This window comes from Pseudomonas sp. MDV22-iso1 (assembly GCF_058145095.1).
The window spans coordinates 24,402-48,516 of the sequence record NZ_JBYVMF010000033.1; the positions used below are offsets into that span (position 1 = coordinate 24,402).

Here is a 24,115-nt window from a genome sequence, read left to right on the forward strand (position 1 = left end):
CATCGCCTGCATGGGAAAACACGTCGACCGGCATACCTGACATCGACCTGCTCAGCAGCGTTATATATGGGATCCAGCTGGCAGACGGAGTTGTTTCACAAACCAATCCGCTAATTGACAATATTTTTCGTGGGTATGGTTGTAGATACAGTGATCACCGTCCCGCCAGATAATCAGGGTTTTATCCTCGCTGCTTGCGCCATCGTGTATTCGCCGGGCATTTTCCAAAAGGAATATCTGGTCCGGCTCACCATGCAATTGCAGCAATGGGCAAGAAAGCTGTTGTTCAGACCCAACGATGCTGAACTGGCTCAGTTTTTCTCTTGCCAGTTCCGGGTCAGATACACCGAGAATCGCCTGGACCTTGCTGGTGAATCGAGGGAAACGCTCAAGAATCTCAGAGGGGTGTGTAGTGCCGCCGTTGACGCAGCAAGCCTTTATGCGCTGGTCGGCAATAGCGCAAGCCGCAGCAAGGAACCCTCCCATGCTATTGCCCCAAACGCTATATGACGAAAACTGGTCCTGCGCCTCCAAATGGTCGATGACCTTGGAAATGGCCGATGTGAAATCGACGTCTAAATAGAGTTTGTGGAACAGCCGGGTCTCGCCTTGTCCTGGTCCATCCAGCAGAAGTATGGCGATCCCCCGGTCGGCGAGATATTGAGCGCCCGTGAAATACTCTTCTCGCCAACCGTCGAACCCGCCCAGGCAAATGACCAGAGGCCAGCGTCCGGTTGCATCCGGTTGAATGAGCCAACCACAAAGAGCTCCATGGCTGTGTGGAAAGGAGACCTTTTCCACATAGAGCCGATCCAGTCTTGCAGCATCAGCGAAGGCTGAGACCATATGCCTGTAAATGTCACGTTTCTCTACTGTGTCGGTAAAGATTGCGCTGTGGCCAAAGCGAAAACATGCCGATGCAAAGCGGTACTCGGCCATTGCGGTCGCTGACATGCCCTCGGTCTGAGCCCTCTTTGCGTTCTCAAGGTGTCTTTGGGCCAGTGCACAAGCCGCGTCAACCCAAGAAACATCACGCTCGCCCATTTCATGCAGAGCAACCGCATCTGCGTATTCCATCCCGCCACCGAGTAATCTCTGCATGGGCATCGCCCGGGCATGACGTTCATTGTCTTTTTGCAGCGCCTCTTGGCCCGCGTTGGCGCTACCGTGCCCTAGAAGTGGCTCTAGATAGGTTACTGACATGTTCTACCTCTCTGACTTCGTGACCGATGCCGGCTTTCAACCGGCATGCGATGGTTTATTGGTGAGGTAGTGGTCAACCTGCCAGATGACCCAGACCGGCCCCGAGACGAGCAAACAGCGTGTTCAACGCACACGCGTCGCTTACACCACCAAATACATAAAAGTCCGGTCGGACGATGACAGCCCGAACCTGATTTTTTGAGAAGTAATCGCGGTAGCTTCCATTGAGATCGATCACGCTTCCCTGGCCATCGGCGTCAGCGCTTTTGACGAGTGGATGAATAACCTGGATGGACAGTTGCTCAAGCAACCTGGACGAGGATTCGTCCAACACTTCATAAGCGTCGAAGTCGCATATCACTTGCCAGCCTGTTCCATGAATGTCATCGCTACGTTTGCTGACGCCATCCAACTCGAGTTGACCTTGAGGTCCAAGTTGACCGGACACAGGATGGGCATCGGTTGCGGTGTCAATCAGGCCCGCTCTGAGAATGGGAAAGGGTGGCGGTGGCGGGACATCACCGTCGCGGAACGCCTTGTCTCGACGCGCCACTTCTTCAGGGTCAACCATGCATGAGATGTTGCCCACCTGTACTGCCAGATCAATGATTTCCTTAATGTGGGGGGATCGCTCCGGCTCATAACTTTCGAGGAGTTCTGGGGCGACTTTGCCGGAGAGCACCAGGTCCAGCTTCCAGGCCAGGTTCATCGCATCCCGCACCCCTGAACACATCCCTTGCCCAAGAAATGGGGGCATCAAGTGCGCCGCATCCCCGACCAAAAATGCCCGGCCTTTGGACCAGCGGCCGGCCAGCCCCGACTTGAAGGTGTAAATCACCTGCCGAATCAATTGCGCATCATCCTGCGTAATCCACGGCTCGATCACCTTCCAGGCATGTTCGGGTGTGAGTAGTTCATCGCGAGACTCACCGGGCATCACCATGTATTCGAAACGGCGATGAGATTTGCCAAGCTGGAACAGGCATAGCGGCCGCTTGGGATCGCAGATCTGCCCATTGTCGAATTCGAATTCCAGCGGGCGCTTCTGCTTGAAATCCAGGACGACCCAGCTCTCGTTAAATCCAAGATCAGTCCAGGGCAAATCCAGATGCCTGCGCACGAAACTGTTGGCACCATCCGCACCGACCAAATAGCGTGCTTTTACCGTTCTGCGCTCACCCGTCGATGGCTGCTCAAACGTGACTTCGACATGATCGTCACGGAGGTCGATATCAATCGCTTCCCAGCCGTGATTAATGCTGACGGACGGACAATTATCGACTGCACGATGGATCGCATTTTCAATGTGGGGTTGGTACATGAGGTAGTCCGACATCCAGCCTGACACACCGACTTGATCCCAGTCGAAGCTGATCAGCAGCTCACCCTCGGCATTGCGCCATTGGTATTTAGTCGCAGGGAAAGCATCAACCTCAATCTCTTCTGCACATCCCATCGATTGGAATATGCGCATGATCTCGTGATCGAAATGGCCTGCGCGCGGCAGGGCATACAACGAAGGATGGCGTTCATATACAGCAACACTGCGTCCACGCTTGCCAAGCTGCGCGGCAAGCACTTGACCGACAGGGCCATAGCCGATTTGAACCACATCAAAAATTGTTTCAACCATGGTGCTACCTATAGAATTATTCTTTTATTGAGGATGCGTTCATTTGTGAATCATGCTTCAGTTAATGAATACTACCTCAGTTTTTTTGCCCCCTCAAGTACCCGGATTTCTAGATATACTGCCGCTCCTCGATCAGGAACCTCCCATGGCGAAGCTATCAACAGAGGCACCCAGGAACACGCTCACCTCCGACAACCGTATAACCTCGAGACGGCAAAGCGTTGCAACGCCGCCTGCTCTAGACGACGAAACCGAGGTGAAACAGAGCCGGGTTCGGCAACGCACACGCTTGCGACTGATCAATTCGGCCGAGGCCGTTATGTCCAGCAAAGGTGTTGAGGGGGCGACGATCCAGGAAATCGTCGAGGAGGCCGAATTATCGGTGGGGACGTTCTACAACCACTTCAAAACCAAGGAAGAGGTTGCCAAGGCAGTATTCGCTAGACGCGCCGAAGAACTGGGCAAGACCTTCGACCAGATAAGCAGCACTATCGAAGACCCCGCGAAGGTGATTGTCTTCATCCAGCGAACCTACATCGAACGCGCATTGGCAGACCCTGTTTGGGGCTGGTTTGTGATCCACGCTGAATTCAGTCTTCGTCAAAACGAGGAAACTTTCCGGGATCGAGGCAGGAGCGACATCCTGCGTGGCATTGAAGCCAAACGCTTTGATTGCCAGAACAGCCTTGAGAGTGCCATCAGCATTACATTGAGCTCGCTGGTGTCGGTAACACGGCGAATTCTGGAGGGGCGCGCGGGGCATGAGGCCGTGTTCGAAATGATCGAACTGATGCTTCGGATGTATGGAGTTCCCGGGGCGGAAGCTGCAGAGTTGGCTCGCACTCCCCTTCCCGACCTCCAGGACCACGACGACGCCAAGCCCAGCGCTTGAGTCTCAGGTCGTTGCTGGCAAGTGCCGGTCAGGCAGATCCATTGAGTTTGAGCGCCGCGTTATCAACGACACTCCTCATGGTGGCTTCATAGTGCTGCGTCAAGACATCGCACGCTTTGGCGGTGTCTCGTTTGAGGGCGGCGTCCAGCAAGGCCGTATGCTCCCCAGGGATGTCACGCGTGCCGTTCTGATAATGCACAGAAAGCATTCGGTAGCGCGAAGTCTGGTCACGCAGCATATGCGACAAGCGCAGCAACCAGGGTGATCGGCAGCCGGCAATCAGCGCGAGGTGGAAAGCCTCGTGAGCCTTATCCCACTCCGGCTTCATCAAACGGTCGGGGCCTTCGACGATGGGCAGTCGAAGGAGGCGATGGTGAGCGGCTATCAGATTGCTTTCCCATTCGACGTCCCCATAGCGGATGGACTCCACCAATATCTCGCATTCGATCAAGAGACGGGTGCGCGTGATGTCGCGAATCTCCTCAGCAGAAATACTGCCCACCTTGAAGCCCTTCTGATCCTCCGCGTAGACAAAGCCGCTCGCCGCCAAACGTGACAAAGCTTCACGCAGCGGGATGACTCCCGCGTCATATTGGCTGGCCAATTCCTTAAGACGCAAACGGCTACCCGGCGCCAAACGACCGTTGATTATGTCTTGTCGGACCCTGGCTTCAAGCTGCGAAGCCATCGTGCGCTTTTCAACGACCTCGGGTTGTTCTGGCGTGTTTTCTATGAGGTTCATGGGTGACCGGCGGTTGATGATTCTTCCGTATGTTACATCAACAGGATTTTATGACATTCACCGATAAAATATATTTTTCTGTTGACGTTATATTTTCTCAGGATTAGCTTAAGTGGCACATACCGCTTGCCTGGCGGTTGCCCACAAGACAAAAAATGAGGTCAGTTCCATGCGCTACGTTCGCTTCACACACCACAACCGTCCTGTACTTGGCGTTCGCACCAGTGAAGGCGTGAGGATCGTCGGGGAGGAAACACTGGAGTCGCTCCTTGAGCGCGGCGTAGATCTCGAATCGTACGGATCTAAGGCACAAGGCCCCTTGGTGGAAATAGGCGAGCAGGAATACTTGCCACTGATGAGCAAGCCAGGAAAGATCATTTGCGTAGGTTTGAACTATGCCGATCACACAAAAGAGTCGCCCTATGCGCAACCGGACTACCCGACCTTGTTCCCGCGCTTTAACAGCAGCCTTACCGCCCACAACAAACCACTGATTCGTCCGCGTATTTCCGACACACTGGATTACGAAGGCGAGATGGCTGTAGTGCTTAAGAGTGGTGGGCGGCACATCACCAAGGAGCAAGCGCTGAACCACGTTGCAGGGTACGCTCTGTTCAATGAGGGCTCTGTGCGGGAATACCAGTTCAAATCACCGCAGTGGACCGTCGGCAAGAACTTCGATGACACCGGCGCTTTCGGCCCCGACCTGGTGACTGCTGATGAGCTGCCTGCCGGAGGCAAGGGCCTGCTGCTGCAGACTCGGGTGAACGGCAAAATCGTCCAGTCGGCCAATACCAAAGACATGCTTTTCGATGTGGCGACCATTATTTCCACACTCAGCGAAGCAGTGACACTTGAAGCCGGTGATGTGATCGTCAGTGGTACTCCAGCCGGTGTCGGCTTCGGTATGGATCCCAAGGTGTACTTGAAAGCCGGCGACCTGGTGGAAGTGTCTATCGAAGGCATCGGCACGCTGGTTAATCCGGTTGTAGACGAAGCCTGAACCGAATAATCCTGTCCTGATCGAAGTCTCCCACTCCGAGGCTTCGATAACAAAAAAATGGAGGCGATCATGAGTATCACGACCTGTGGTGTGCATTCGATCGATCATTACGCGCTTTTCGTACCGTCACTGGACGTCGCGCGGACGTTTTTTTCCAGCTTCGGGCTGGAGGTAAAAGAAACCTCCGACGGGTTGGAATTGGCGGCGGCCGATGGTCATTGTTGGGCACGTGTTTTACCGGACTCACGCAAGCACCTTGCCTACCTCAGTTTCAATTGCTTCCAGGAAGACTATGCATGCCTGCGTCAACAGGCCGAAGCCGCTGGCGCTCGCTTCGAACCAGGCGACGGTGAGGGGTTTTGGTTCCGCGACCCTGAAAACAACCTCTTACAGGTAAAGGTCGGCACCAAACACATGCCCGATCACAAGCACGCAGTGGTACCTGCGCAGAGCACTGTGCGTGGTGCGTGCACCCGCGACGAAGTCACTCCGGTTCGGCCGCGACGTTTATCCCATGTGCTGCTATTCAGCCCTGACGTGCCACGCGCACTGAGGTTCTATGAGCAAGCCTTAGGCTTGCACCTTTCCGACCATTCCCAGGATTTGATTGCTTCCACGCATGCTCAACATGGCTGTGACCATCATCTGGTCGCATTCTGCAAAAGCAACACCAAGGGATTCCATCACGCGGCCTGGGAAGTGGACAGCGTCAACGACGTTGGCAACGGCGCTGAGCAGATGGCTGATGCTGGCTACCGCGAGGGCTGGGGGACCGGGCGTCACTGCTTGGGCTCGAACTACTTCCATTACGTCCGCGACCCTTGGGGCTCCTTCTGCGAATACTCGGCAGACATGGACTTTATCGACGCCGGAAGCCATTGGCCGGCTGGCGATTTCCCTCCGGAAAATTCTTTGTATTTATGGGGACCTGCTGTTCCCGAATACTTCGTACTGAATACTGAATCAGCGCCGGAGCCATTCGAAAACTAATTCGAGACGGAACCAGACAATACTTAAATATTACATGCCGCCCTTTAGATAGCGGGATGCACAGTATCGCCCGACCATTGCTTATAACAACAAGAGAATTAAAGATGCTGAACATCATTGCAAAAATGCCTGGTGCGATTCTCTCTGAGCTTGTGTTTTCAGTCTGTTACGACGCTACGAATAACCAAGGCAAGCGCTCTGGGTATTCGGACGGTGAAAACCAATGCTAGCTCTTCAAACCTGTGTGAATTAAAGGCAACAGAACAGGCGCACACGAATCAAGGTGAGCCATATTACAAAAATAAAAACGGTACCCTGACAATGTCTAAAGCGAATCATGGCTTGATGGCTTCATGCGTATTTCTTTCTGCAATGAGTACTCATGTTGCAATGGCCACTGAGAATGGCGTCACAAACTTTCCAGTGGGTGTTAATACAGCGCTTAACGGCCTGCTTCCAGCCCCTGGCCAAACATACTTCTATAACTATTTCCAATACTACCGAGCAGAGCAATTCAATGACTCCAATCGAAACAGCTCGGTGCCGAAGTTTCACGCAGAAGTGATTGTCGATGCGCCTCGGATCGTCCACACCTGGACTGAAACCCTTGGGCCGTTTTCGCTGGCGAGTGGTGTCATTCTGCCGATTTTCCATACAGAGATCGCTGCAGGAGGGATGAGGCAATCGAAAAACGATATTGGGGACATGATCGTCCATCCTTTGATGTTCGGTTATACAAATGACGCCCACAACTTTTATACATTCCTCGCGCCTTTTGATATGGCGCTGCCTACGGGTGCGTACGACAAAAACCGGCTGGCCAACCCCGGGCAGAACCACCTGGCCTTCATGCCAACCATCATGTCCACCTGGTTTCCCACGCCGAAAGTTGAAGTCTCCACAGCGTTCACCGCTGAGTTCTACACCAAGAATCACGACACTAACTATCAGTCCGGTACCGTGCTGAGCGCCGAAGGTATGGCGGGGTATTCACTGAACGAGAAATGGCAGGTGGGTATCCAGGGCTTTTACTCCAAGCAGGTCACCGATGACAAGCTGGATGGGCACACTTACCAGGATGGTTTCAGGGGGCAATCAGCCGCTATCGGACCGCAGGTTCGCTACAACATTACGCCTGCTGTCGCGCTGGTCGCCAAGTACCAGCATGAGTTCGCCGTAGAAAACCGTGCCGAGGGCGATAAGTTCTGGGTGCAATTCGCTTTCCCGCTATAGAGGAAGACAGCTCTCCAACCCGTCCCGCATCCCCCCCTCTGGCACCGACTCATACCGCCTCCCCTGCCATCGCCATACGCGATGGCAGGCTCGTAAATGCTTGATGTACGAGGCCATTCCCTGTTCCTACAATCGATTGCACTCAGCATCACTACAGAGGGCGCTCCATGAAAAACTTCCGAATCGGCCAAATCGTACCCAGCTCAAACACCACAATGGAAACCGAGATCCCGGCGATGCTGACTTCGCGTTACTCACTGTTTCCCGAAGAGCACTTCACCTTCCACTCCTCACGCATGCGCATGATGCATGTCAGCGCCGAGGAGTTGAAAAAAATGGACATCGACAGCGATCGATGTGCGCTGGAACTGAGTGACGCAAGGGTGGATGTCATGGCTTACGCGTGCTTGGTCGCGATCATGTGTCAGGGTCCGGGCTATCACAAAGTCTCGCAGGATCGCCTGGGCAAAACGGTTGCTGCTAACCGGTCGAATGCTTCGGTGCTCAGCTCCGCCGGCGCGCTGATCGACAGCCTGAACATGCTCGACTACAAGAAAATCTCGATCATTACGCCTTACATGAAACCGCTGACTCAGCAGGTCATCGACTACATCGAGGCCGCCGGTATTGAGGTGGTCGACTCCATCAGCCTGGAGGTGTCCGATAACCTTGAAGTCGGTCGTCTGGACCCGATGAATCTTGTGGCCCACGCTGACAAGCTGAATATCGGCCAAGCTGATGGTGTGGTGCTGTCGTGCTGTGTGCAGATGCCTTCGCTGCCAGCCATTCAGGTGGTGCAGGATCGTCTCGACAAACCCGTGCTGTCAGCCGCCGTCGCGACTGCCTACCAGATACTGAAAACCCTCGGCCTCGAAGCCAGGGTGCCTAATGCCGGCCACCTGTTGTCCGGGGCATTTTGAGCGCGTGAATATGAAGGTACTATGCTGGCCGTTCAGATCAGCTATCCGGTACCTCCCATGAAACTCGATCCGGTCTCGTTGCGCCTCTTCGTCAGCGTCGTCGAAGAAGGCACCATTGCGGCTGCCGCCAAGCGCGAGCACATCGCGGCGGCGGCGGTCAGCAAGCGGCTCAGCGAGCTGGAGGAGCTGCTCGATTCGAAACTGCTCAACCGCACCAACAAGGGCATCACCCCGACCGACGCCGGTCTGTCACTGCTGTACATGGCGCGCAGTGCGCTCAACAACCTCAATGAGATTGTCGTGCAGATGCGCGACTACTCTCACGGGCGCCGTGGCTCGGTGAACGTTGTGACGAACATTTCCGCCATGACCCAATTCCTGCCCGATCTGATCAGGTCGTTCATGGATCTGTACCCACTGATTAACGTCAGCCTCGAAGAAAAAACCAGCCTGGCCGTGATAAAAAACGTGGCGGAGAACCAGGCCGATATCGGTATTTTCACGCGCCTGCCCCATGGCGCCGACATTGAGGTCTTCCCTTTTCGCACGGATCGGCTGGTGCTGCTGGTGCCCAATGGCAATCCACTGGCTGAGCACTCATCCGTCAAGTTCAGTGAAACCCTCGAGCACGAATACATCGCGTTGCGCAGCGGCACCCACCTCAATTTTCAGTTGATCAAAGCGGCCAACGACTTGGGGCGCTCGCTGAAAATACGCATGGAAGTTTCCAGCTACGATGCGCTGTGCCTGATGGTTCAGGCCGGATTAGGCATTGGCATCATGCCTGCCGGAAGTGCGCAGCTTTACAAGATGGACGGGGCGACGGTGATAAGCCTGGATGAGACCTGGGCGGCTCGGGAGCTCTGCGTGTGTGTGAGGTCGCAAGAGGCTTTGTCGGGTGCTGCCAGATTGTTCCTGGAGCACTTGCTCAAAGGGCAATAAGTCCTCACGAATACAGCGGACCATCCAGAAAGACCGTAAAGAAAAAATGTCCGGCGCAGGTGGCGCCGGACACTGGCATGTATTACCTCAGAACGTGTAGCCAACTCCCACAGCCAGCATGTGCAACTCCCCTCCCGCCTCGGTTCCTTCACTGGCGCCGGTCCCTTTGGTGATATGACGGAAGTCGTACATATAGGCCCCGGTGACCTCAATGTCGTCATTGACCTGGTACGTCAGGCCGAGATGGGCGCTTTTGGGTTGGTTGCATGGCGCCACGGCAATCAATGTCGCTTCACCATCAGGCACCTGGTGGTTGGCCAGCGACAAACCGGTACGGACCTGCAGGCGCTCGTTGACTGTGTAATTGACCCCGAACCGGAAAATATTCTGGTCACGCCAGCCAAACCCCGGACCATTACCGGCACCCGGCGCGCCCCCTTGCGTCAGAGAGTTGGAGAACGTCTTCTGGCTGGCCCAGTTGATCCAGACGTAGTCAAAGGCGAACGTCCAGTCGCCCATGTCATAGGCCAGTCCCGCACCCGCCTGTTGCGGCGCGTTCAAACGCCCATCAGGGATGATGTCTTCGTGCGCATCCAGTTTCTGGAACCATACGGGGGATGAGTAGGTAACGCCGACCCTGAGTCCTGGTGCGACGGTCCCCAGATAGCCGACCCCCACACCCACTCCCAATGCATGATCGGTGTCGTTGGTCGCGCCAAAGTTCTCCAGACCATTCAACATCAAGCTTTCATAACCAAGCTTCACCGACAATCCAAAGTAGTGACCTGGCGCAAACTCATACGTGGCTGTCGGGGAAATCAGCATCTGAGCCAGCGTTGATTTGACGTTCGATGTACCGAAGGCCGGGATAGGTTTTCCGTAGTCGACCCCGGCGCCGTAACCGGAGACCGCGAGTCCAAGCGTGATGTCTTGGCTGTATTGATAGTTCACGCCAAAGCCCGGGAGGAACACCAGGACGTCGTCGCTGTTTTTCGAGCCGTGAACATTGGAGCGTAATTGTCCAGCCGTTGCCATCAGGCTGCCGTCGACCCTGGTTCCGACTGCGCCCATGCCGGCCGGGTTGTTGATAGCGGCCGTTGAATCCGTGGGGTTGGCAATGGACGCGCCTCCCATACCCATGGCCTGAGTACCATAACCTGCGTACTGATCACCATTGGAAGCCTCAACACGGGCCGATAGAACCATCGCACTCGCAAGGACGAGTCCAAACAACTTTTTCATGACCCCTGATTCCTTATTTTTATTGTGAACAGGTCAATGTCCGTGGCCTTGCGTCGGACAAGCCGAACCCGCAACACCTGCTTGAGGGCGGGCGCCGTTGGACACGATTCAAGGTTTTAGAGCGGGGTAGTTCGCAACACTGCCCCTTGGCAATCACAGGTGTTTATGGACGCCCGTCACCACGGCCCACTGCAACACGAGTGGTGAAGATCGTGGTTTCAACATCCAGTGCGACCATGGCCTCGAAAATGGTCTTGTGATTGCCTTTGAGCCGGGTGGCAGACATGAACAGGGTCTTGCCGTCCTCACCGCCCAAGGTGCAGGCCACCGCTTCATGGCCTGGAACATGTACCCGGTCCGTGACGTTCCCTTCACTGTCGACGCGCACGTACGTTCCAGTTCGCAAAACGCTCAGCCAGATACCGCCCTCGGCGTCGATGGTAATGCCGTCCACGCAACCCCGTTTTTGGGCTCGATCCTCTTCGCTGGCGAAGATTGTTGTCATGTCCAGGAAGACCCGTCGGTTCACCAGTTTCCCGTCGACGATGTCGACCGTTGTCAGCTGCTCGAGGAAGGTCTCAGCGAACACGATTCGCTTCTTGTCCGGCGTGATCACGATGCCGTTCGGAAACTGGCAATCCTCAAGCCCCACCGAAATCGTCCGATCGGGCTCTACGACGACGATACGGCCAGGTTTCAGCCCTTCGCCTTCGAAGACACGTGCGCCGACGTCGTCGACGTAGATGCGTCCGTTGTCATCGATCACCATGTCACCGATGTAACCGGTGAACAGGCTGGACAGGTCTGCATACAATTCCAGGTTGTTGCCAACCGGTGCGTCGGGCAGGTAGCGGTACAGTTTGGTCTCGTGCATCGAGCTGAGAATGAGGTCGCCATTGGGCAGGAAACCCATGCCATTAGGCTTGTGCGGCTGCTCGGCGATAACGGTTTTGTTGCCTGCCGCGTCGATGGTGTAGACCTTTTTGCCCAGCATGTCGGAGACATACAACTTGCCTCCTCTCCAACGCGTGCCTTCACCGAAGAACAGACCGCTGGCCAGCGTTTCCACTTTGTATTCTTGTTGTTGTGAGGACATGTCGCATACCACCTTTGTTGTTGGATAGTGTTTTCAGGTTCACCGTGCAGGTCCACGGCATTCTTCATGCACGCAAAAATCCACCTCAGGAAACTCGCCGACTTGGCAGGTCAGACGATTTCGAACAACCCCGCAGCGCCCATCCCGCCACCGACACACATCGACACCACGGCGTAGCGCGCTTTTCGGCGCTGACCTTCGATCAGGACATGGCCGACCTGGCGCGCCCCGGTCATGCCATAGGGGTGCCCGATGGAGATGGCACCGCCGTTGACATTGCACAGTTCAGGATCGATACCCAGTTGTTGCTGGCAATAGAGAGCCTGACAGGCGAATGCTTCGTTCAGCTCCCAGAGGTCGATGTCCTGAACCCGTAGTCCGTGCTGTTTGAGCAGCTTGGGGATGGCAAACAGCGGGCCGATGCCCATTTCTTCCGGCGCCACCCCGGCAACCGCCATCCCGCGATAGAGACCCAGTGGCGTTATGCCAAGTTCTATGGCAAGACGGCTGTCCATGAGCACGCACGCGCTGGCGCCGTCGGATAATTGGCTGGCATTGCCCGCTGTGACACTGCCGCCGGCAATTACCGGTTCAAGACGCGACAGGCTCTCGAGCGTGGTGTTCGGCCTGTTGCCTTCGTCGCGCTCCAGCAAGACCGGTTGCAGGCTGATCGCGCCCGACACCTTGTCGACGAAACGTTGCAAGGCGTTGACCGGCACAATCTCCTCGCGCAAGCGGCCATGCGCCTGTGCGTTGGCAGTGCGCTGTTGCGAGGTCAGCGCGTATTGGTCCTGCGCCTCCCTGGAGATGCCGTACTTCAGCGCGACGTGTTCTGCCGTTTGCAGCATCGGCATGCAGGCATGAGGCACTGCCTGCAGGACCGCAGGATCCAGTTCGTCAGCGACCCACTGGAAATACTGCGCCTGCACGGCCGAGATGTTTTCCTGCCCTCCCGCCGCAACAACCTGCATGCCGTCGTGAACGATTTGCCTGGCGGCTGTTGCGATCGCCATGAGCCCGGACGAGCATTGGCGATCGAGTGTCATCGCGCTAACCGAGAGCGGCAGACCGGCGGCGAACACGGCATGACGGGCCAGGTTCGACCCGGCAGTGCCAGCGCCCAGAACGGTCCCGATCACCACATCTTCGATCAGTGCCGGATCGATACCCGCCCGCTCCACCGCATAACGCAGGGCATGCCCCATCAACGTCGGCGATTTGATGTTGTTCAGCGAACCCCTTGTCGCCTTGCCAATGGGGGTCCGCGCGGTGGAAACGATCACGGCTTCACGCATGATCGCCTCCGGCCCCTGCCCTTTGGTGCGCGCCCAAGACCTCACGCAATGCCTGAGGTAACGACAGGCTGCGCCTCTCATCAGGCGCTATGCAGATGGGCGAGAAGACGCCTTCGAACGCCAGCTGGCCATCAGGCAAAAACGCCTGCACATGCAGGTCGAAAGTTCGTCCGCGGATTTCCCCGACTTGAATACGCATGTCGACAATAGAGCCCGGCGGCAGACTCTTGTGAAACGTCAGAGACATATGCTTGCAGGCCAGCCCTCCATTACCGCCGTTTTCTGATTCCGGCCCCCAGCCGATGTGCGCATAGAAATGCATGACAGCGCCAATCAGGTAATCGGTATAACGGCCGGTATAAGCGACCCCGGCCGGATCACAGTCAACCCAACGCACTGTGCGCCGCACCGTGAAGGGCTGTCGGGCGATGACGAACTCGGTGCTCTCGTTCATTTCGCACGCCCCAAGCGAACCATCAGTTCGGGGTATTGTTCGCGCAGACGCTGCTCATTCACCCGGCCAGTGCGAGTCATGAACTGATAGACGAATTCCTCAGGCGAGTAATTGTCCATCCACTGCCCCATGCGCTCGTACCAGAGGTAGGAACGCTCGGAGGCGCTGATAAGCTTCTGCTTGCTGGACCGGTGCGTATTTTCATAGGCGTCGAGTCCTGCCAGAGCGTCACCGTTACTTGCCAGAAGCGCGTTGGCCAACGCGATGGAGTCGTTCATCGCGATACGAGTGCCGGAGCCAATGGAGAAATGCGCGCTCGCCAACGCATCACCCACCAGTACATGGCGGCCGTGGGTCCAGTGTTCATTGCGGATCACCGGGAACTGACGCCAAACCACACGCGCGTTACCGCTGATCAGCGGCGCACCCTCAAGCTCAGGCGCAAAAATTTTCTCCATGAGCGTCTGGCGCTGTTCCTCGCTCAGGCTACCCAGGTTCAGACGCGCCCAGGTCGCATCGTCACACTCGGCGACGAAGGTGCTCATCTCATCGCTGTAGGCGTAGTAATGCGCTACAAAATGACCGCCCTCATACTTGCGAAAGACCAGTGCCGAAGCGTCGAAGACCTTCGGCGTGCCGTACCAGGCAAAGTGATTGCCCAGCGTCTGGGTCGTGGTGCCGAAGCCCTGCTCGAACTCCCGGCGAATCACCGAATTGATCCCGTCGGCGCCCACCACCACATCGGCGTCCTGCAAGCCCAGGCGGGCCAGATCTTCGGTGCTGTCGATGCGCTCACGGTAATGAATGACCACGCCGGCCTGTTCTGCATGCTGCTCAAGTATCTGCAACAGCGTGAGCCGGGGAATCGCGCCACCTTTGACCGGCAGGCGGAAACCGATGGGCGTTTCCGCCTGCACGATGACCTGATGCTGGTGCTGACGAATGGCCGCGGACAACGCATCGTAGGAGCCGGCATCGGCATCGCGCAGTTGCTGAAGCCCGGTATCTGCCAGCACGACACCAAAACCGAAAGTGGCATCCGCCGCATTCTGCTCGACAACTTCGACGACCCACTGCGGCTCGCTGCGCTTGAGCAACAAGGCCAGATACAGACCCGACGGACCACCGCCCACAATCGCCACTTTCATCAGCGTGCTCCCGGGCTGATTTGCAGCCGATAGCGATCGAACTCAGTGACTTCACCCACAAAACCACCGGTCAGCGCGGCATTCCACAGCGCCGGGACAAAGCCCAGCTTCTTGCGCTCGAACACCAAGGCATCCTGGGCGCTGATTTTCCAGTAGCCATTTTCGAGACGCTCCAGACCGTATTCGGCGTTCTGCCGGGCAGCGTCCACCAGCGGCGCGAACTCGGGCGCATCGAGCACGTACAACACGACTTGATCGGTATTGTCTGGCGCGATCCCGTCAGCCTTGTCCAGCCAGACCTGATCGATGCAGCTGAAAGGCACTCCACCGCTCAGGTGCGCATCTTCCCTGGACATCGCTGACTCTAACGTACGGGTCGCATCTTCAGCGTCGAGAGCGTTCATCGGACGTTCCTGGATGGTGATTTCCAGGTAGTACCCGTTTGGATCGTTGAAGTAGATCGACTCGATCAACTCGTGCCGGATCTGAAAGATCAGCGGGATGTCGTGGCGCTCGAGGCGATCACGCCATTCAAGCAATTCCTCGCGAGTGTCCACGCGCCATGCTGTGTGGGTTGCCTCGAAGCGGTAATCGTCCACCGGCTGTGTGAAATCCGGTTGTTCGGTATTGATGTAGTAGAAAAACGCGATGGTGCTGTGGTTGCCACTGTCAAAAAAGAAGTGCAGGAAGTCCGGGTGATTGGCTGGCCCCCAGGCCCGCGCCGAGATGGCATGTACCAACGGCAGGCCCAGTTTGTCCCGATAGAATTCCACCGTTTCACGCAGCTTCCAGGTGGGCCTGGCGCTATGGTGGACGCCTTTTAGAACAGGCTGTTTTACAGTCATGTGAACTACTCCTCTGAAAGGCGTTTCAATTGGCTTGTTGAGCCCGCTCGCGCTCGACGTTTTCTTTAACGATCTCGCGAAGCTTCTCTTTGCTGAGCTTTCCGGAAGCACTCAGGGGGAACGTCGCCAGCACCTCTATACGTTCCGGCCACTTGAACTTGGCCAACCCGTAGTCCTGGAGAAACTCGCCCAGCTGCGCGACCGTGGGTGCGGTGAAGCCGTCGCGCAAGACAATCGCCACGCACAGGCGCTCGTCGAAAACCGGGTCCGGGTAACCCACTGCCGCGATGGCGGCGACCGCCGGATGACCCGACACGGCCATTTCCACTTCTTCGCAGTTGATCTTTTCGCCACCGCGACTGACCAGGTCCTTGAGGCGACCGCAGAAGACGTAATAAGTCTTGCCGTCGATAACCTTGGTGTACATGAGGTCCCCGGAGCGGTAGTACCCGTCGCTGGTGAAGGTTTCGCGATTACGCTCTTCGGCGTTGTAGTAACCGTGGATGGTGTAGGGGCCCTTGAACGCCGGTTCTCCGATTTCTCCCGGCTTGGCGTCCTGCTCGGTACCTGGCACAAGAATGCGGATTTCGTCGAACGCTGATACCGGACGACCGTTGGTGGTGTCGTGTGCTTCGTCGGCGTCATCCTTGTGGGTGAGCGTGATGATCCCTTCGGTGATACCGAAGATGTTGTGCGTGCGAACACCCAACAGCTTCTGCAACTTGGCTGCACTGTTGGCCACGATCACGCCACGAGCGTTCGTCAGGCTGACGTCCCCTTCCTGGATGGCGGACTCGAGACGCGCAATGATTGGCCCGCCCAGCATCAACCAGGTCGGCTGGGTGGCGGCAATCAGCGAGATGAGTGTCTCGGGCATGAGATCGGGCGTGACGGTGACCGTGCCCCCGGTCATCAGGAACGGACCGAAACAGCACCCCATGTTGAGGTTATGGACCATGGGTTGCGGCATGAACAACGTGTCGTCCGGCTTGAAGCCCAGCCAGTCAGCCACGCTGCGCATGTTGTAAAGGTATTCGTTATGGAAACGCGGAATGATCTTCGGCACGCCGGTGGTGCCACCCGACAACTGGAAGACAGCAACCTGGAAAGGATCCAGCTCAATGGGTTGCAACAGGGACTCGGCGTCGGCCAGCTCAATATCGGCGATCAGCGAATCCAGGTGCAGTACGCCATCTTGCGGTTCGCCACGAACCTGCATGATCAGGTTCAACGACGGGGTTAACGCCTGCATCTTGCGGGCGAACGCAATGCTGTCGAATTTCGGGTCGTCACCTTGCACGATGTGCAGCCTGGCCTCGCCCAGTTCGGCCAGGTAGCCGATTTCGCGCTCACGGTGAGCAGCCATCGTACAGATCGGAATCAGCCCGGCCTTGAGGCAGGCAAAAAAGGCAATGACCAGTTGTTCGCTGTCGCGCAGCTGGAAGATGACGCGATCCAGAGGCTTCAAGCCCTGTTTGAGGAACGCCGCCGCCAGGCGCGTGGAGCGTCCATCAAGTTCACGATAAGTGATTCGAAGGTCCGGCCCCAGCAGAGCGACATTGTCGGGGTACTGACGAACAACTGAACGAAACCCGTCTACGAGGGTTTCGAAACCCAGGGCACCCTGCGCAACGTAACGGTCAAGTTCGCTTTGCTTCGGGTAGACAACCCCAGGGATCGGCGCCTTGACGCGATTCACCCTCTCGTTACTCAAAGCGTATGAAGAGGTAGCGGATTCATTTTTTGTAATTGTCATGATTGAACGCTCTTTTTATTAGAAATTGTCTTGAAGCCAACGTCCCAAGTGGTTTCCGGCGAGGATCTGGCCGGACGTCTCACCCTCGTTCAGCGCCTGACCATGATGGTTGCCACGCACGCGATGCCGCTCTTTACTCGAAGCCGGGATTGCCTCGTAAATGCTGTTTGCATCTGCCGGGAACACGCAGTTGTCCCCGGTGTATTCAATAAGCAATGTCGGTTGTTCGATGGCAGCGGCGCACTTGTCGAGTGAGGCGTTGGATGAGAGGCCCGACCACGTCGACAGCCATGACTCCGGGGTAACAATTCGTCCGAAACCGACACTGCCCAAGTTGGAAACAAATGGATCACTACCCCACAGGGACCCCACAAAACGGTCAGAGGGATCGAGCGAGGTATCCCAGCAGCGAAGGTCAGCGTCAGTACGCCACACCTGAAAAATAGGGCTATGCCCTGCCAACGCCCTGTCCTCTTTGGCGCCTGTGGACTTCAAGCGATTGCGAGCTGCCTGGCGCCGCTCAACCAGCGCCCTGGCCTGCACATCGATGCGCGCCACACGCTGACGCTGCGCCACCCGGTAGCGGTCGATGAACGCCGCGCTGTAGCTTGCTGAGTCTGGAGGCAGGCGGAAACCGTTTGCTTCATTGAAGGGGTCCAGCTCAGGGTCGACGGAGAACGGATCCCGCTCATCGAGCACCGAAGGATCGAGCGAATTCATCAGCAAAACACCCTGCCCAGGATGGGGCGATACCAAGGCGATTCCGTCCGCCACCGGAAAATCTGCAAACTCGAATCTGGTCGCACGCCCGGCGGGTGTTTTGCCGATACGTTTTTCCGGTGCGCACACCGACTGCTGGTTGTAAAAAGCGAACAGGCCAGCACCACCGGAGTTGCCCAGCAACACGATCGTCTCGAAGCCCAGCGCTCTCAGGTGACGCATGCCGGCAGCCACGTCATACAGCGCAAACTCGTGCTCAAGTCGCAGATCATTGCCGATGGATCGGGCGCCTTGAACCCAGCATGCCCAGCCCGCATCCAGAGCATCCGGAACCAGATAGTGGGTCACCACCAACTCTCGGGGATGCATGATGAAGACGACTTTGCGCTCGCCTCCTCTGGAAAACAGCACGCCCAAAGCCCCTTGCCCGTCCTGCGTCGTGAGCGGAGTGGGAGTCGAGCTGAACGGCGTGGTCATTCGCTCTGCTTGCCAGGACGCGCCGCGTAAACCTGCCGTAACCGCGACTTTCTTGTTATTGGGATTAGGCATCAGGTGCCCTCCTGCATGATCCCGAGGGGACCGTTGAAGACGTTTTTTGAGATAGCCTCAATTAACCCTGAAACAAAGATAGATCACAATCTGAGAGGGTGTCAATTAGCCGCAGGGAAATAATTCCGGACTAACAGAATCCGGCATGCCCTAGCGTTTTAGGTTTAGAAAATCCCGCAACAGGTGATAATCTGAGGCGGTATCAATTAAACCCAGGGAAAGACCGGATGTCTGAGAAAAACAAAACAGCTGCTATCGCCAAGGCGTCTCCGACCAAGAGAGTCGGTCGTCGCCCAAAAAGCGGCCAGGATGTTTCGCGGGACGCAATGATCCAGTGCGCCATCAACATTGCCCGAACCGAATCCCTGACCGAGGTCAGCATGGTCAGAATCGGCAAGGAGCTTGGGGTGGCTGCGGGCATGGTTCACTATCATCTGGGTAGCCGGGATGAATTGATCAGCTCAGTCATCAATGCAGCTTTCAAGGAGCGCCTGGAGCGATTGCCTCCGCCGACAGGCAAGTGGCGAACGGACCTTGAACAGTTCGCACTGTCCTCGCTGGAAACGATGGGACGCTGGCCGGGACTGGCAACCTATATCCTCACGGAAAACAAATTCAGGCTGTTCCAGCGGGTGCAGTCAGGCGAAGTGGATTACGGTCTGGCGTATTTCGATCACGTCGGAAGAATCCTCAAAGCCATGGGCCTGCCAGGTCCGATGGCCGCCATGGTTTATCACCTGTTACTGCTGTTTGTCTCGGTCATCGCGGCCGAAAAAGAGAACCGCCAATCGCCCCAGACCCACGGCGATTTCATCAGCGGATATGTCGCAAAATTCCCCCAGGACAGCTTTCCTGGCGCGGCCTATCTCGCCGCGCCGTTCGCGGCACTCGACAGTCCGGCTGCGTACGACGCAGGTATCGAGATCCTGTTGGACGGCTTCGAGAAATGGATTGGGCTGCCGGCTGACGCGTGACAGCGTTCTTGCGTGGCCTGTGGGTGTGTTCGGTAGCCGCTGGCCCAGCCTGCGTTGAGGCGCGAAGCGGCCCCCGATTTTCAAGCGAACACCGCAGCGCCTGAACAGCGACCGCTTCGCAGTCGAACGCAGCCTTCGGCAGCTGCTACACAAAGCCCGCACACACCCCGCCCCCTTGTAGCAGCTGGCGAAGCCTGCGTTGGGGCGCGAAGCGGCCCTGCTTTTCAAGCGAACACCAAAGGGGCTGGAAAGCGACTGCTACGGTCGAGCGCGACCCCGGAGCGAACGCAGCCTTCGGCAGCTGCTACACAAAGCCCGCACACACCCCGCGCCATGTAAGCACCGGGTTCTGGCCAACCGTCAGGGCACAGGGTCCGTCAGCATCGCGTGAAGCATCCGCGCCATCAGCTTGGGGGTGTCCTCGTCACTGAGATAGCTGGGTTTTTCCAGCAGGATTGCCCGAGGCAGCGCCATCAACGTCTGGTAGACCAGAAATTCAGCCTTCTCGCGATTCTCTACCCGAATCTCGCCAGCGAAACGTGTCATCAATGCTGAGCTGGCCGTGGTGGTCCACAGCTGTTTGGCCTTGACCACATCCAGCCGCACCAGCTCATCGTAATGAGTGGAGCGCACGCTGAATGCCGAATCGAACAACGCCTTCTTCTGGTGGCTGGCCAGTACGGCTCGAAAGGCCAGCAAAATGCCGTCGAACAAGGTCACCTCTGGCGGCAAGGCCATGATGTCGGCAAACAACTCGCTGCGGGCTTCAGATCGATAATCATCAAATACGGCAGCGATCAACGCTTCCATCGTCGGAAAGTATTCGTAGATCGAGCTGATCGCCACGCCGGAATCTTCGGCCAGGCGCATGGCATTCAAGGCGTCCCGCCCTTCGCTTTCGAGTATCTGCCGACCGGTTTGCTTGAGTGCCGTGACCAGCGCAATCGAGCGCGCCTGACGCGGTTCCTTGCGCGGCTGTGCAGGTATTTCGACCTGCACAGCCATCTTGTCTTGGGGTGGTTTGATCACGTTGCCCTCTCCAGAATGCCGCCCTTTGCACGGCGGCAAACCGGAGTATGACCGAGCACGCTCGCTTAGTCAGCGAGCCTGGCGAGCACCGTTCGAATGGTTGGCGGGATGGACACCGACCTGTTGCTGACCCGGTCGACGTACACATAGACGATATGCGCCGCCGCGCACGCTTCGTTCTCGTCGTTGCGAAACAGTGCCAGTTCGTATCGCGCACTGCTGTTGCCCAGGTGGGATATTTTCATCGCCACAGTGATCTGGTCGGGAAACGCGATGGACGAGAAGTACGTACAGCCCGAGTTGACGATCAAGCCGATCACCGGGCTGACGGCAATGTCCAGGGTGCCCTGTTCGACCAGGAACGCGGTGATCGCCGACTCGCAGTACGAGTAATAGACCACGTTGTTCACGTGCCCATAGGCGTCATGATCACCCCAGCGCGTAGGCATTTGGGTGAAGCGCCGAAACTGTTCCCGGCGTGGCCGGTTGACCTTGCCGCTCACAGGATTTCCCGGTAGATCGAGCGCACATCGGCTTCACTGACGGCTCGTGGGTTGTTGCCCAGCAGACGTGACTGGCGCATGGCATCGACCACCAGCGGCTCGATGTCGGCCTCGGCAATGCCCAGATCGCGCAAGCGGGTCGGCAGGCCCAACTCACCCGCCAGGCCACCGAGGTAGTCGGCCAGGGCCAGGGCTTTGTCCTGATCGGAACCACGAAAGCCTGGCAGGACAATGCTTGCCAGCTGTGCGTACAAAGGCGCCACCGCCGAGAGGTTCAGACGCATCACCGGCCCCAGCACCAGCGCATTGGAAAGGCCATGGGGTATGTGGAAGCGCGCGCCCAGCGGGTAAGCCAGCGCATGCACCGCGGCCACCGGGGAATTGGCGAACGCCATGCCGGCCAGGCAAGCCCCCAGCAACATGTTCTCCCGCGCCTGCAGATTGCGTCCGTCCTGACAGGCCTGAAAAAGGCTGCCGGACAACAGCCGTAGAGCCTCACGCGCCAGGCAATCGGAAATCGGGTTCTTCAGATGTTTGCTGGTGTAGGCCTCGATGGCATGGACCATGGCATCGATACCGGTTGCCGCCGTGACGTGGGACGGCAAACCAAGGGTGAGTTCTGCGTCCAGCACGGCCAGGTCCGGCAACAGCATCGGCGAATACACCACGTTCTTCTCCCCCGCCCCCGTGGTCACGACTGATACCGACGTCACCTCCGAGCCCGTTCCGGCGGTGGTCGGCACCAGAATTAACGGCAGGCGCGGGCCCTTGGCCTGGTTGATGCCATACACCTGTTCCAGCGACTCGCCACTGCGCGCCAATAGCGCAGCCAACTTGGCGGCATCCAGCGAACTGCCACCGCCCAACCCCACCACGCAATCGGCGTCACAGGCTTGCGCCGCATCCACCGCGGCCAGGATGACGGACTCCGGTGGGTCGGCCTGTACCTGGGAAAAAACGCTGACGGTTATCTCGTGCCCCTCCAGCCCGGCGAGCACCGCCTCCAGTAGCCGGGCCGCAATAACCCCCGCATCCGTCACCACCAGAACCGACCTGCAACCCATGGCGCGAACATGCGCGGCGAGCCGGGTCGCAGCACCGCGTTCGATGATCATTGATGGAGTGGTCTGAAATACCATTTTCAACATGGGAAACCTCACGAAGGGGTGTGTTGCATTAAGTTTTTTCAGGGTGCCGAGACATCACTTGAGCCAACCGCAACCCTTGGGCCGGCTGGCAGATTTTTCGCCCATGAACAGGTGGAGAAAGCCTGAGTGTATGCCGGCAAACCGCCGGATTTCGCCTGAAAAAACCTCGCCCACGGCGAATCCGGAATGCTCCGCAAAGCCGCCCTGAATTTGATTTTTTATCGTTATTTATCAATAGCTTGAAACGACGCATCAAACACTGGAATCCGGAACAAAATCCCCGACGGCTTCCCCATACTTGAGCCGCACTCTCCCCCGGCCTCTCCGGGTCCCACCCAACGAGTAGCGAGCCAGTCAATGCCCACATCACCCCTGTCGATAGAACAAAAAACCCAGCTGCTGCTGAACAATCCGGCAGCCTTGGTCAACTATTCCCAGCAAGCCTGGAACGAGATGCCCCGCGCCGACATCGACGCCCTGCAGCTCAATGGACTCAAGCAGCGTTTCGCCGAATTGCGCCAGCGCATCCCGGTGCTGAATAAACTCGCCGATGCCCAGGGCATCGATCAGATCGAGCAACTCGATGACGTCGTACCGCTGCTGTTCGAACACACGGTCTACAAGTCTTACCCGCCATCGTTGCTGGAAAAACGCAGCTTCGCCCAGATCAACAAGTGGATGGGCAAACTGGTGATCCCTGAAGTTGCCGAGGCCATTGCCGCCGTCAACGTCAGCGATTGCGAGGGCCTGGATGACTGGTTCGAAACCATGGATGAAGGCGTGCCGCAACTGCGCATCAGCCACACCTCGGGCACTTCCGGGACCCTGTCGTTCCTGCCCCAGGGCGTACACGAATGGGACAAATTCGCCCAGCTGCGCAAGATGGTGGTGTGGAACATGGAGAGGCCGGACACGCCTTCGCCCAACTTGCACACGATCTACCCGTACTACCGCAAGGGCTACCTGAGCCATGTGCGCGTCCACGCCGCGATGATCCCGGCACTGCTGCCGGACGAATCACATTTCCACGCGGCGTACCCGACCACCCTCAGCACCGACGTGCTGCACCTCGGCGCCAAGCTGCGCGCGGCACAGTCCAAAGGCACCCTCGATCGCCTGGTGATCAGCCCGGAGCTGTTGGAAAAGAAGAAGGCGTTCGACCGGTTGCAGGCCGACATGCCTCAGCATCTGGCGACCTTCTTCGATCACATGTCCACCCAACTCAAGGGCCAGCGTGTGTACGTCGGTGCCACCTGGAACCTGCTGCACAGCATGGCCAAGGCCGGGCTTGAGCGCGGACTGGAAGGCGTCTTCCATCCGGATTCCTTCGTGCACACCTCCGGCGGTGGCAAGGGTGTGGTGCAACCCGAGGGCTGGCGCGAAGAGGTGCTGCGCTTCACCGGTGCCAAAACCCTCAACGAATCCTATGCCATGTCGGAAATCGTCGGCGGCGCCCACGCTCGTTGCGAAGCAGGCCACTTCCATTTCGCCCCGACCGTCATCCCTTACCTGCTCGATCCCGAAACCAGCAAGCCACTGCCGCGCCATGGTCGCATCACCGGGCGTGCGGCGTTCTTCGACCTCGGCGCGGAGATTCGCTGGGGCGGTTTTATCACCGGCGATGAAATCACTATCGAATGGGAAAAGCCGTGCAGCTGCGGTCGGCCAAGTTGCTATGTGGTCGGGCCGATTCAGCGCTACAGCGAACTCAATGGCGGTGACGACAAGATCACCTGCGCGGCAACAGAAGACTCCCATCGCCAGGCGATGGATTTCCTCAACACACTGGAGGGCTGAC

At 57.4% G+C, this 24,115-nt stretch carries 22 protein-coding genes; 8 read left to right on the top strand and 14 right to left on the bottom strand.

All coding sequences use genetic code 11. The annotated features are described in order from the left end of the window. Nucleotides 1-60: 60 nt before the first annotated feature. Both AC3ZVB_RS26150 and mhpA read right to left on the bottom strand, forming a co-directional pair. Nucleotides 61-1,203 carry an alpha/beta hydrolase family protein gene (locus tag AC3ZVB_RS26150; protein ID WP_490148142.1) on the bottom strand — a complete coding sequence of 381 codons (1,143 nt, stop codon included), beginning with the start codon at nucleotides 1,201-1,203 and terminating at the stop codon, nucleotides 61-63. A 73-nt stretch (nucleotides 1,204-1,276) separates the two neighbouring features. Beyond that, nucleotides 1,277-2,836 carry a bifunctional 3-(3-hydroxy-phenyl)propionate/3-hydroxycinnamic acid hydroxylase MhpA gene (gene mhpA / locus AC3ZVB_RS26155; protein ID WP_490148143.1) on the bottom strand — a complete coding sequence of 520 codons (1,560 nt, stop codon included), beginning with the start codon at nucleotides 2,834-2,836 and terminating at the stop codon, nucleotides 1,277-1,279. Between the two features lie 145 nt (nucleotides 2,837-2,981). Here mhpA and AC3ZVB_RS26160 point away from each other — a divergent pair, with 145 nt between their 5' ends. Continuing rightward, nucleotides 2,982-3,728, top strand: coding sequence for a TetR/AcrR family transcriptional regulator (locus AC3ZVB_RS26160; protein ID WP_490148144.1), 747 nt, complete (start codon nucleotides 2,982-2,984; stop codon nucleotides 3,726-3,728). Nucleotides 3,729-3,756: 28 nt separating this feature from the next. On the opposite strand, the gene AC3ZVB_RS26165 is transcribed toward AC3ZVB_RS26160, so the two are convergent. Then, the gene (locus tag AC3ZVB_RS26165; protein ID WP_490148145.1) at nucleotides 3,757-4,470 is read right to left on the bottom strand and encodes a GntR family transcriptional regulator; all 714 of its coding nucleotides are present in this window, start codon (nucleotides 4,468-4,470) and stop codon (nucleotides 3,757-3,759) included. A gap of 169 nt (nucleotides 4,471-4,639) precedes the next feature. On the opposite strand from AC3ZVB_RS26165, the gene AC3ZVB_RS26170 reads away from it, so the two are divergent. From AC3ZVB_RS26170 to AC3ZVB_RS26190, 5 genes are all read left to right on the top strand, one after another. Next, the gene (locus tag AC3ZVB_RS26170; RefSeq protein ID WP_490148146.1) at nucleotides 4,640-5,473 is read left to right on the top strand and encodes a fumarylacetoacetate hydrolase family protein; all 834 of its coding nucleotides are present in this window, start codon (nucleotides 4,640-4,642) and stop codon (nucleotides 5,471-5,473) included. Between the two features lie 69 nt (nucleotides 5,474-5,542). Further along, nucleotides 5,543-6,463 (top strand): VOC family protein, encoded by a 921-nt coding sequence (locus AC3ZVB_RS26175; RefSeq protein ID WP_490148147.1) that lies wholly within the window; start codon nucleotides 5,543-5,545, stop codon nucleotides 6,461-6,463. Nucleotides 6,464-6,676: 213 nt separating this feature from the next. Next, nucleotides 6,677-7,696 carry a SphA family protein gene (locus AC3ZVB_RS26180; protein ID WP_490148148.1) on the top strand — a complete coding sequence of 340 codons (1,020 nt, stop codon included), beginning with the start codon at nucleotides 6,677-6,679 and terminating at the stop codon, nucleotides 7,694-7,696. 167 nt (nucleotides 7,697-7,863) lie between these two features. Further along, complete coding sequence (locus AC3ZVB_RS26185; protein WP_490148149.1) at nucleotides 7,864-8,616, top strand: maleate cis-trans isomerase family protein; 753 nt, start codon at nucleotides 7,864-7,866, stop codon at nucleotides 8,614-8,616. A gap of 57 nt (nucleotides 8,617-8,673) precedes the next feature. After that, complete coding sequence (locus AC3ZVB_RS26190) at nucleotides 8,674-9,558, top strand: LysR family transcriptional regulator (protein WP_490148150.1); 885 nt, start codon at nucleotides 8,674-8,676, stop codon at nucleotides 9,556-9,558. 87 nt (nucleotides 9,559-9,645) lie between these two features. Here the strand turns inward: AC3ZVB_RS26190 and AC3ZVB_RS26195 are convergent, their stop codons facing one another. From AC3ZVB_RS26195 to AC3ZVB_RS26230, 8 genes are all read right to left on the bottom strand, one after another. Further along, the gene (locus AC3ZVB_RS26195; RefSeq protein WP_490148151.1) at nucleotides 9,646-10,800 is read right to left on the bottom strand and encodes an OmpP1/FadL family transporter; all 1,155 of its coding nucleotides are present in this window, start codon (nucleotides 10,798-10,800) and stop codon (nucleotides 9,646-9,648) included. A gap of 163 nt (nucleotides 10,801-10,963) precedes the next feature. Next, entirely contained in the window at nucleotides 10,964-11,896 is a 933-nt protein-coding gene (locus tag AC3ZVB_RS26200) for an SMP-30/gluconolactonase/LRE family protein (protein ID WP_490148152.1), read from the bottom strand. A gap of 110 nt (nucleotides 11,897-12,006) precedes the next feature. Beyond that, on the bottom strand, nucleotides 12,007-13,191 hold the full coding sequence (locus AC3ZVB_RS26205) for a thiolase family protein (protein WP_490148153.1): 1,185 nt from the start codon (nucleotides 13,189-13,191) through the stop codon (nucleotides 12,007-12,009). After that, nucleotides 13,184-13,645, bottom strand: a complete 462-nt coding sequence (locus AC3ZVB_RS26210; protein WP_490148154.1) for an acyl-CoA thioesterase — start codon at nucleotides 13,643-13,645, stop codon at nucleotides 13,184-13,186. Before AC3ZVB_RS26210 ends, AC3ZVB_RS26205 begins: the two co-directional genes overlap by 8 nt. After that, on the bottom strand, nucleotides 13,642-14,793 hold the full coding sequence (locus tag AC3ZVB_RS26215; protein ID WP_490148155.1) for an FAD-dependent monooxygenase: 1,152 nt from the start codon (nucleotides 14,791-14,793) through the stop codon (nucleotides 13,642-13,644). Before AC3ZVB_RS26215 ends, AC3ZVB_RS26210 begins: the two co-directional genes overlap by 4 nt. After that, nucleotides 14,793-15,638, bottom strand: a complete 846-nt coding sequence (locus AC3ZVB_RS26220; RefSeq protein ID WP_490148156.1) for a VOC family protein — start codon at nucleotides 15,636-15,638, stop codon at nucleotides 14,793-14,795. Before AC3ZVB_RS26220 ends, AC3ZVB_RS26215 begins: the two co-directional genes overlap by 1 nt. 25 nt (nucleotides 15,639-15,663) lie before the next feature. Further along, entirely contained in the window at nucleotides 15,664-17,394 is a 1,731-nt protein-coding gene (locus AC3ZVB_RS26225; RefSeq protein ID WP_490148157.1) for an AMP-binding protein, read from the bottom strand. A gap of 18 nt (nucleotides 17,395-17,412) precedes the next feature. After that, nucleotides 17,413-18,663 (bottom strand): alpha/beta hydrolase, encoded by a 1,251-nt coding sequence (locus AC3ZVB_RS26230; protein ID WP_490148158.1) that lies wholly within the window; start codon nucleotides 18,661-18,663, stop codon nucleotides 17,413-17,415. A 227-nt stretch (nucleotides 18,664-18,890) separates the two neighbouring features. On the opposite strand from AC3ZVB_RS26230, the gene AC3ZVB_RS26235 reads away from it, so the two are divergent. Then, nucleotides 18,891-19,637, top strand: a complete 747-nt coding sequence (locus AC3ZVB_RS26235) for a TetR/AcrR family transcriptional regulator (protein ID WP_490148159.1) — start codon at nucleotides 18,891-18,893, stop codon at nucleotides 19,635-19,637. Between the two features lie 360 nt (nucleotides 19,638-19,997). Here AC3ZVB_RS26235 and AC3ZVB_RS26240 read toward each other — a convergent pair whose 3' ends face one another. From AC3ZVB_RS26240 to AC3ZVB_RS26250, 3 genes are all read right to left on the bottom strand, one after another. Beyond that, a complete protein-coding gene (locus AC3ZVB_RS26240; protein WP_490148179.1) occupies nucleotides 19,998-20,642 on the bottom strand; it encodes a TetR/AcrR family transcriptional regulator in 645 nt (214 codons plus the stop codon). Between the two features lie 89 nt (nucleotides 20,643-20,731). Then, a complete protein-coding gene (locus tag AC3ZVB_RS26245) occupies nucleotides 20,732-21,169 on the bottom strand; it encodes an acyl-CoA thioesterase (RefSeq protein ID WP_490148160.1) in 438 nt (145 codons plus the stop codon). Next, a complete protein-coding gene (locus AC3ZVB_RS26250) occupies nucleotides 21,166-22,317 on the bottom strand; it encodes an iron-containing alcohol dehydrogenase (RefSeq protein ID WP_490148161.1) in 1,152 nt (383 codons plus the stop codon). Before AC3ZVB_RS26250 ends, AC3ZVB_RS26245 begins: the two co-directional genes overlap by 4 nt. Nucleotides 22,318-22,674: 357 nt before the next feature. Here AC3ZVB_RS26250 and AC3ZVB_RS26255 point away from each other — a divergent pair, with 357 nt between their 5' ends. Then, on the top strand, nucleotides 22,675-24,114 hold the full coding sequence (locus AC3ZVB_RS26255; protein WP_490148162.1) for a phenylacetate--CoA ligase family protein: 1,440 nt from the start codon (nucleotides 22,675-22,677) through the stop codon (nucleotides 24,112-24,114). The last annotated feature ends 1 nt before the right edge of the window (nucleotide 24,115 follow it).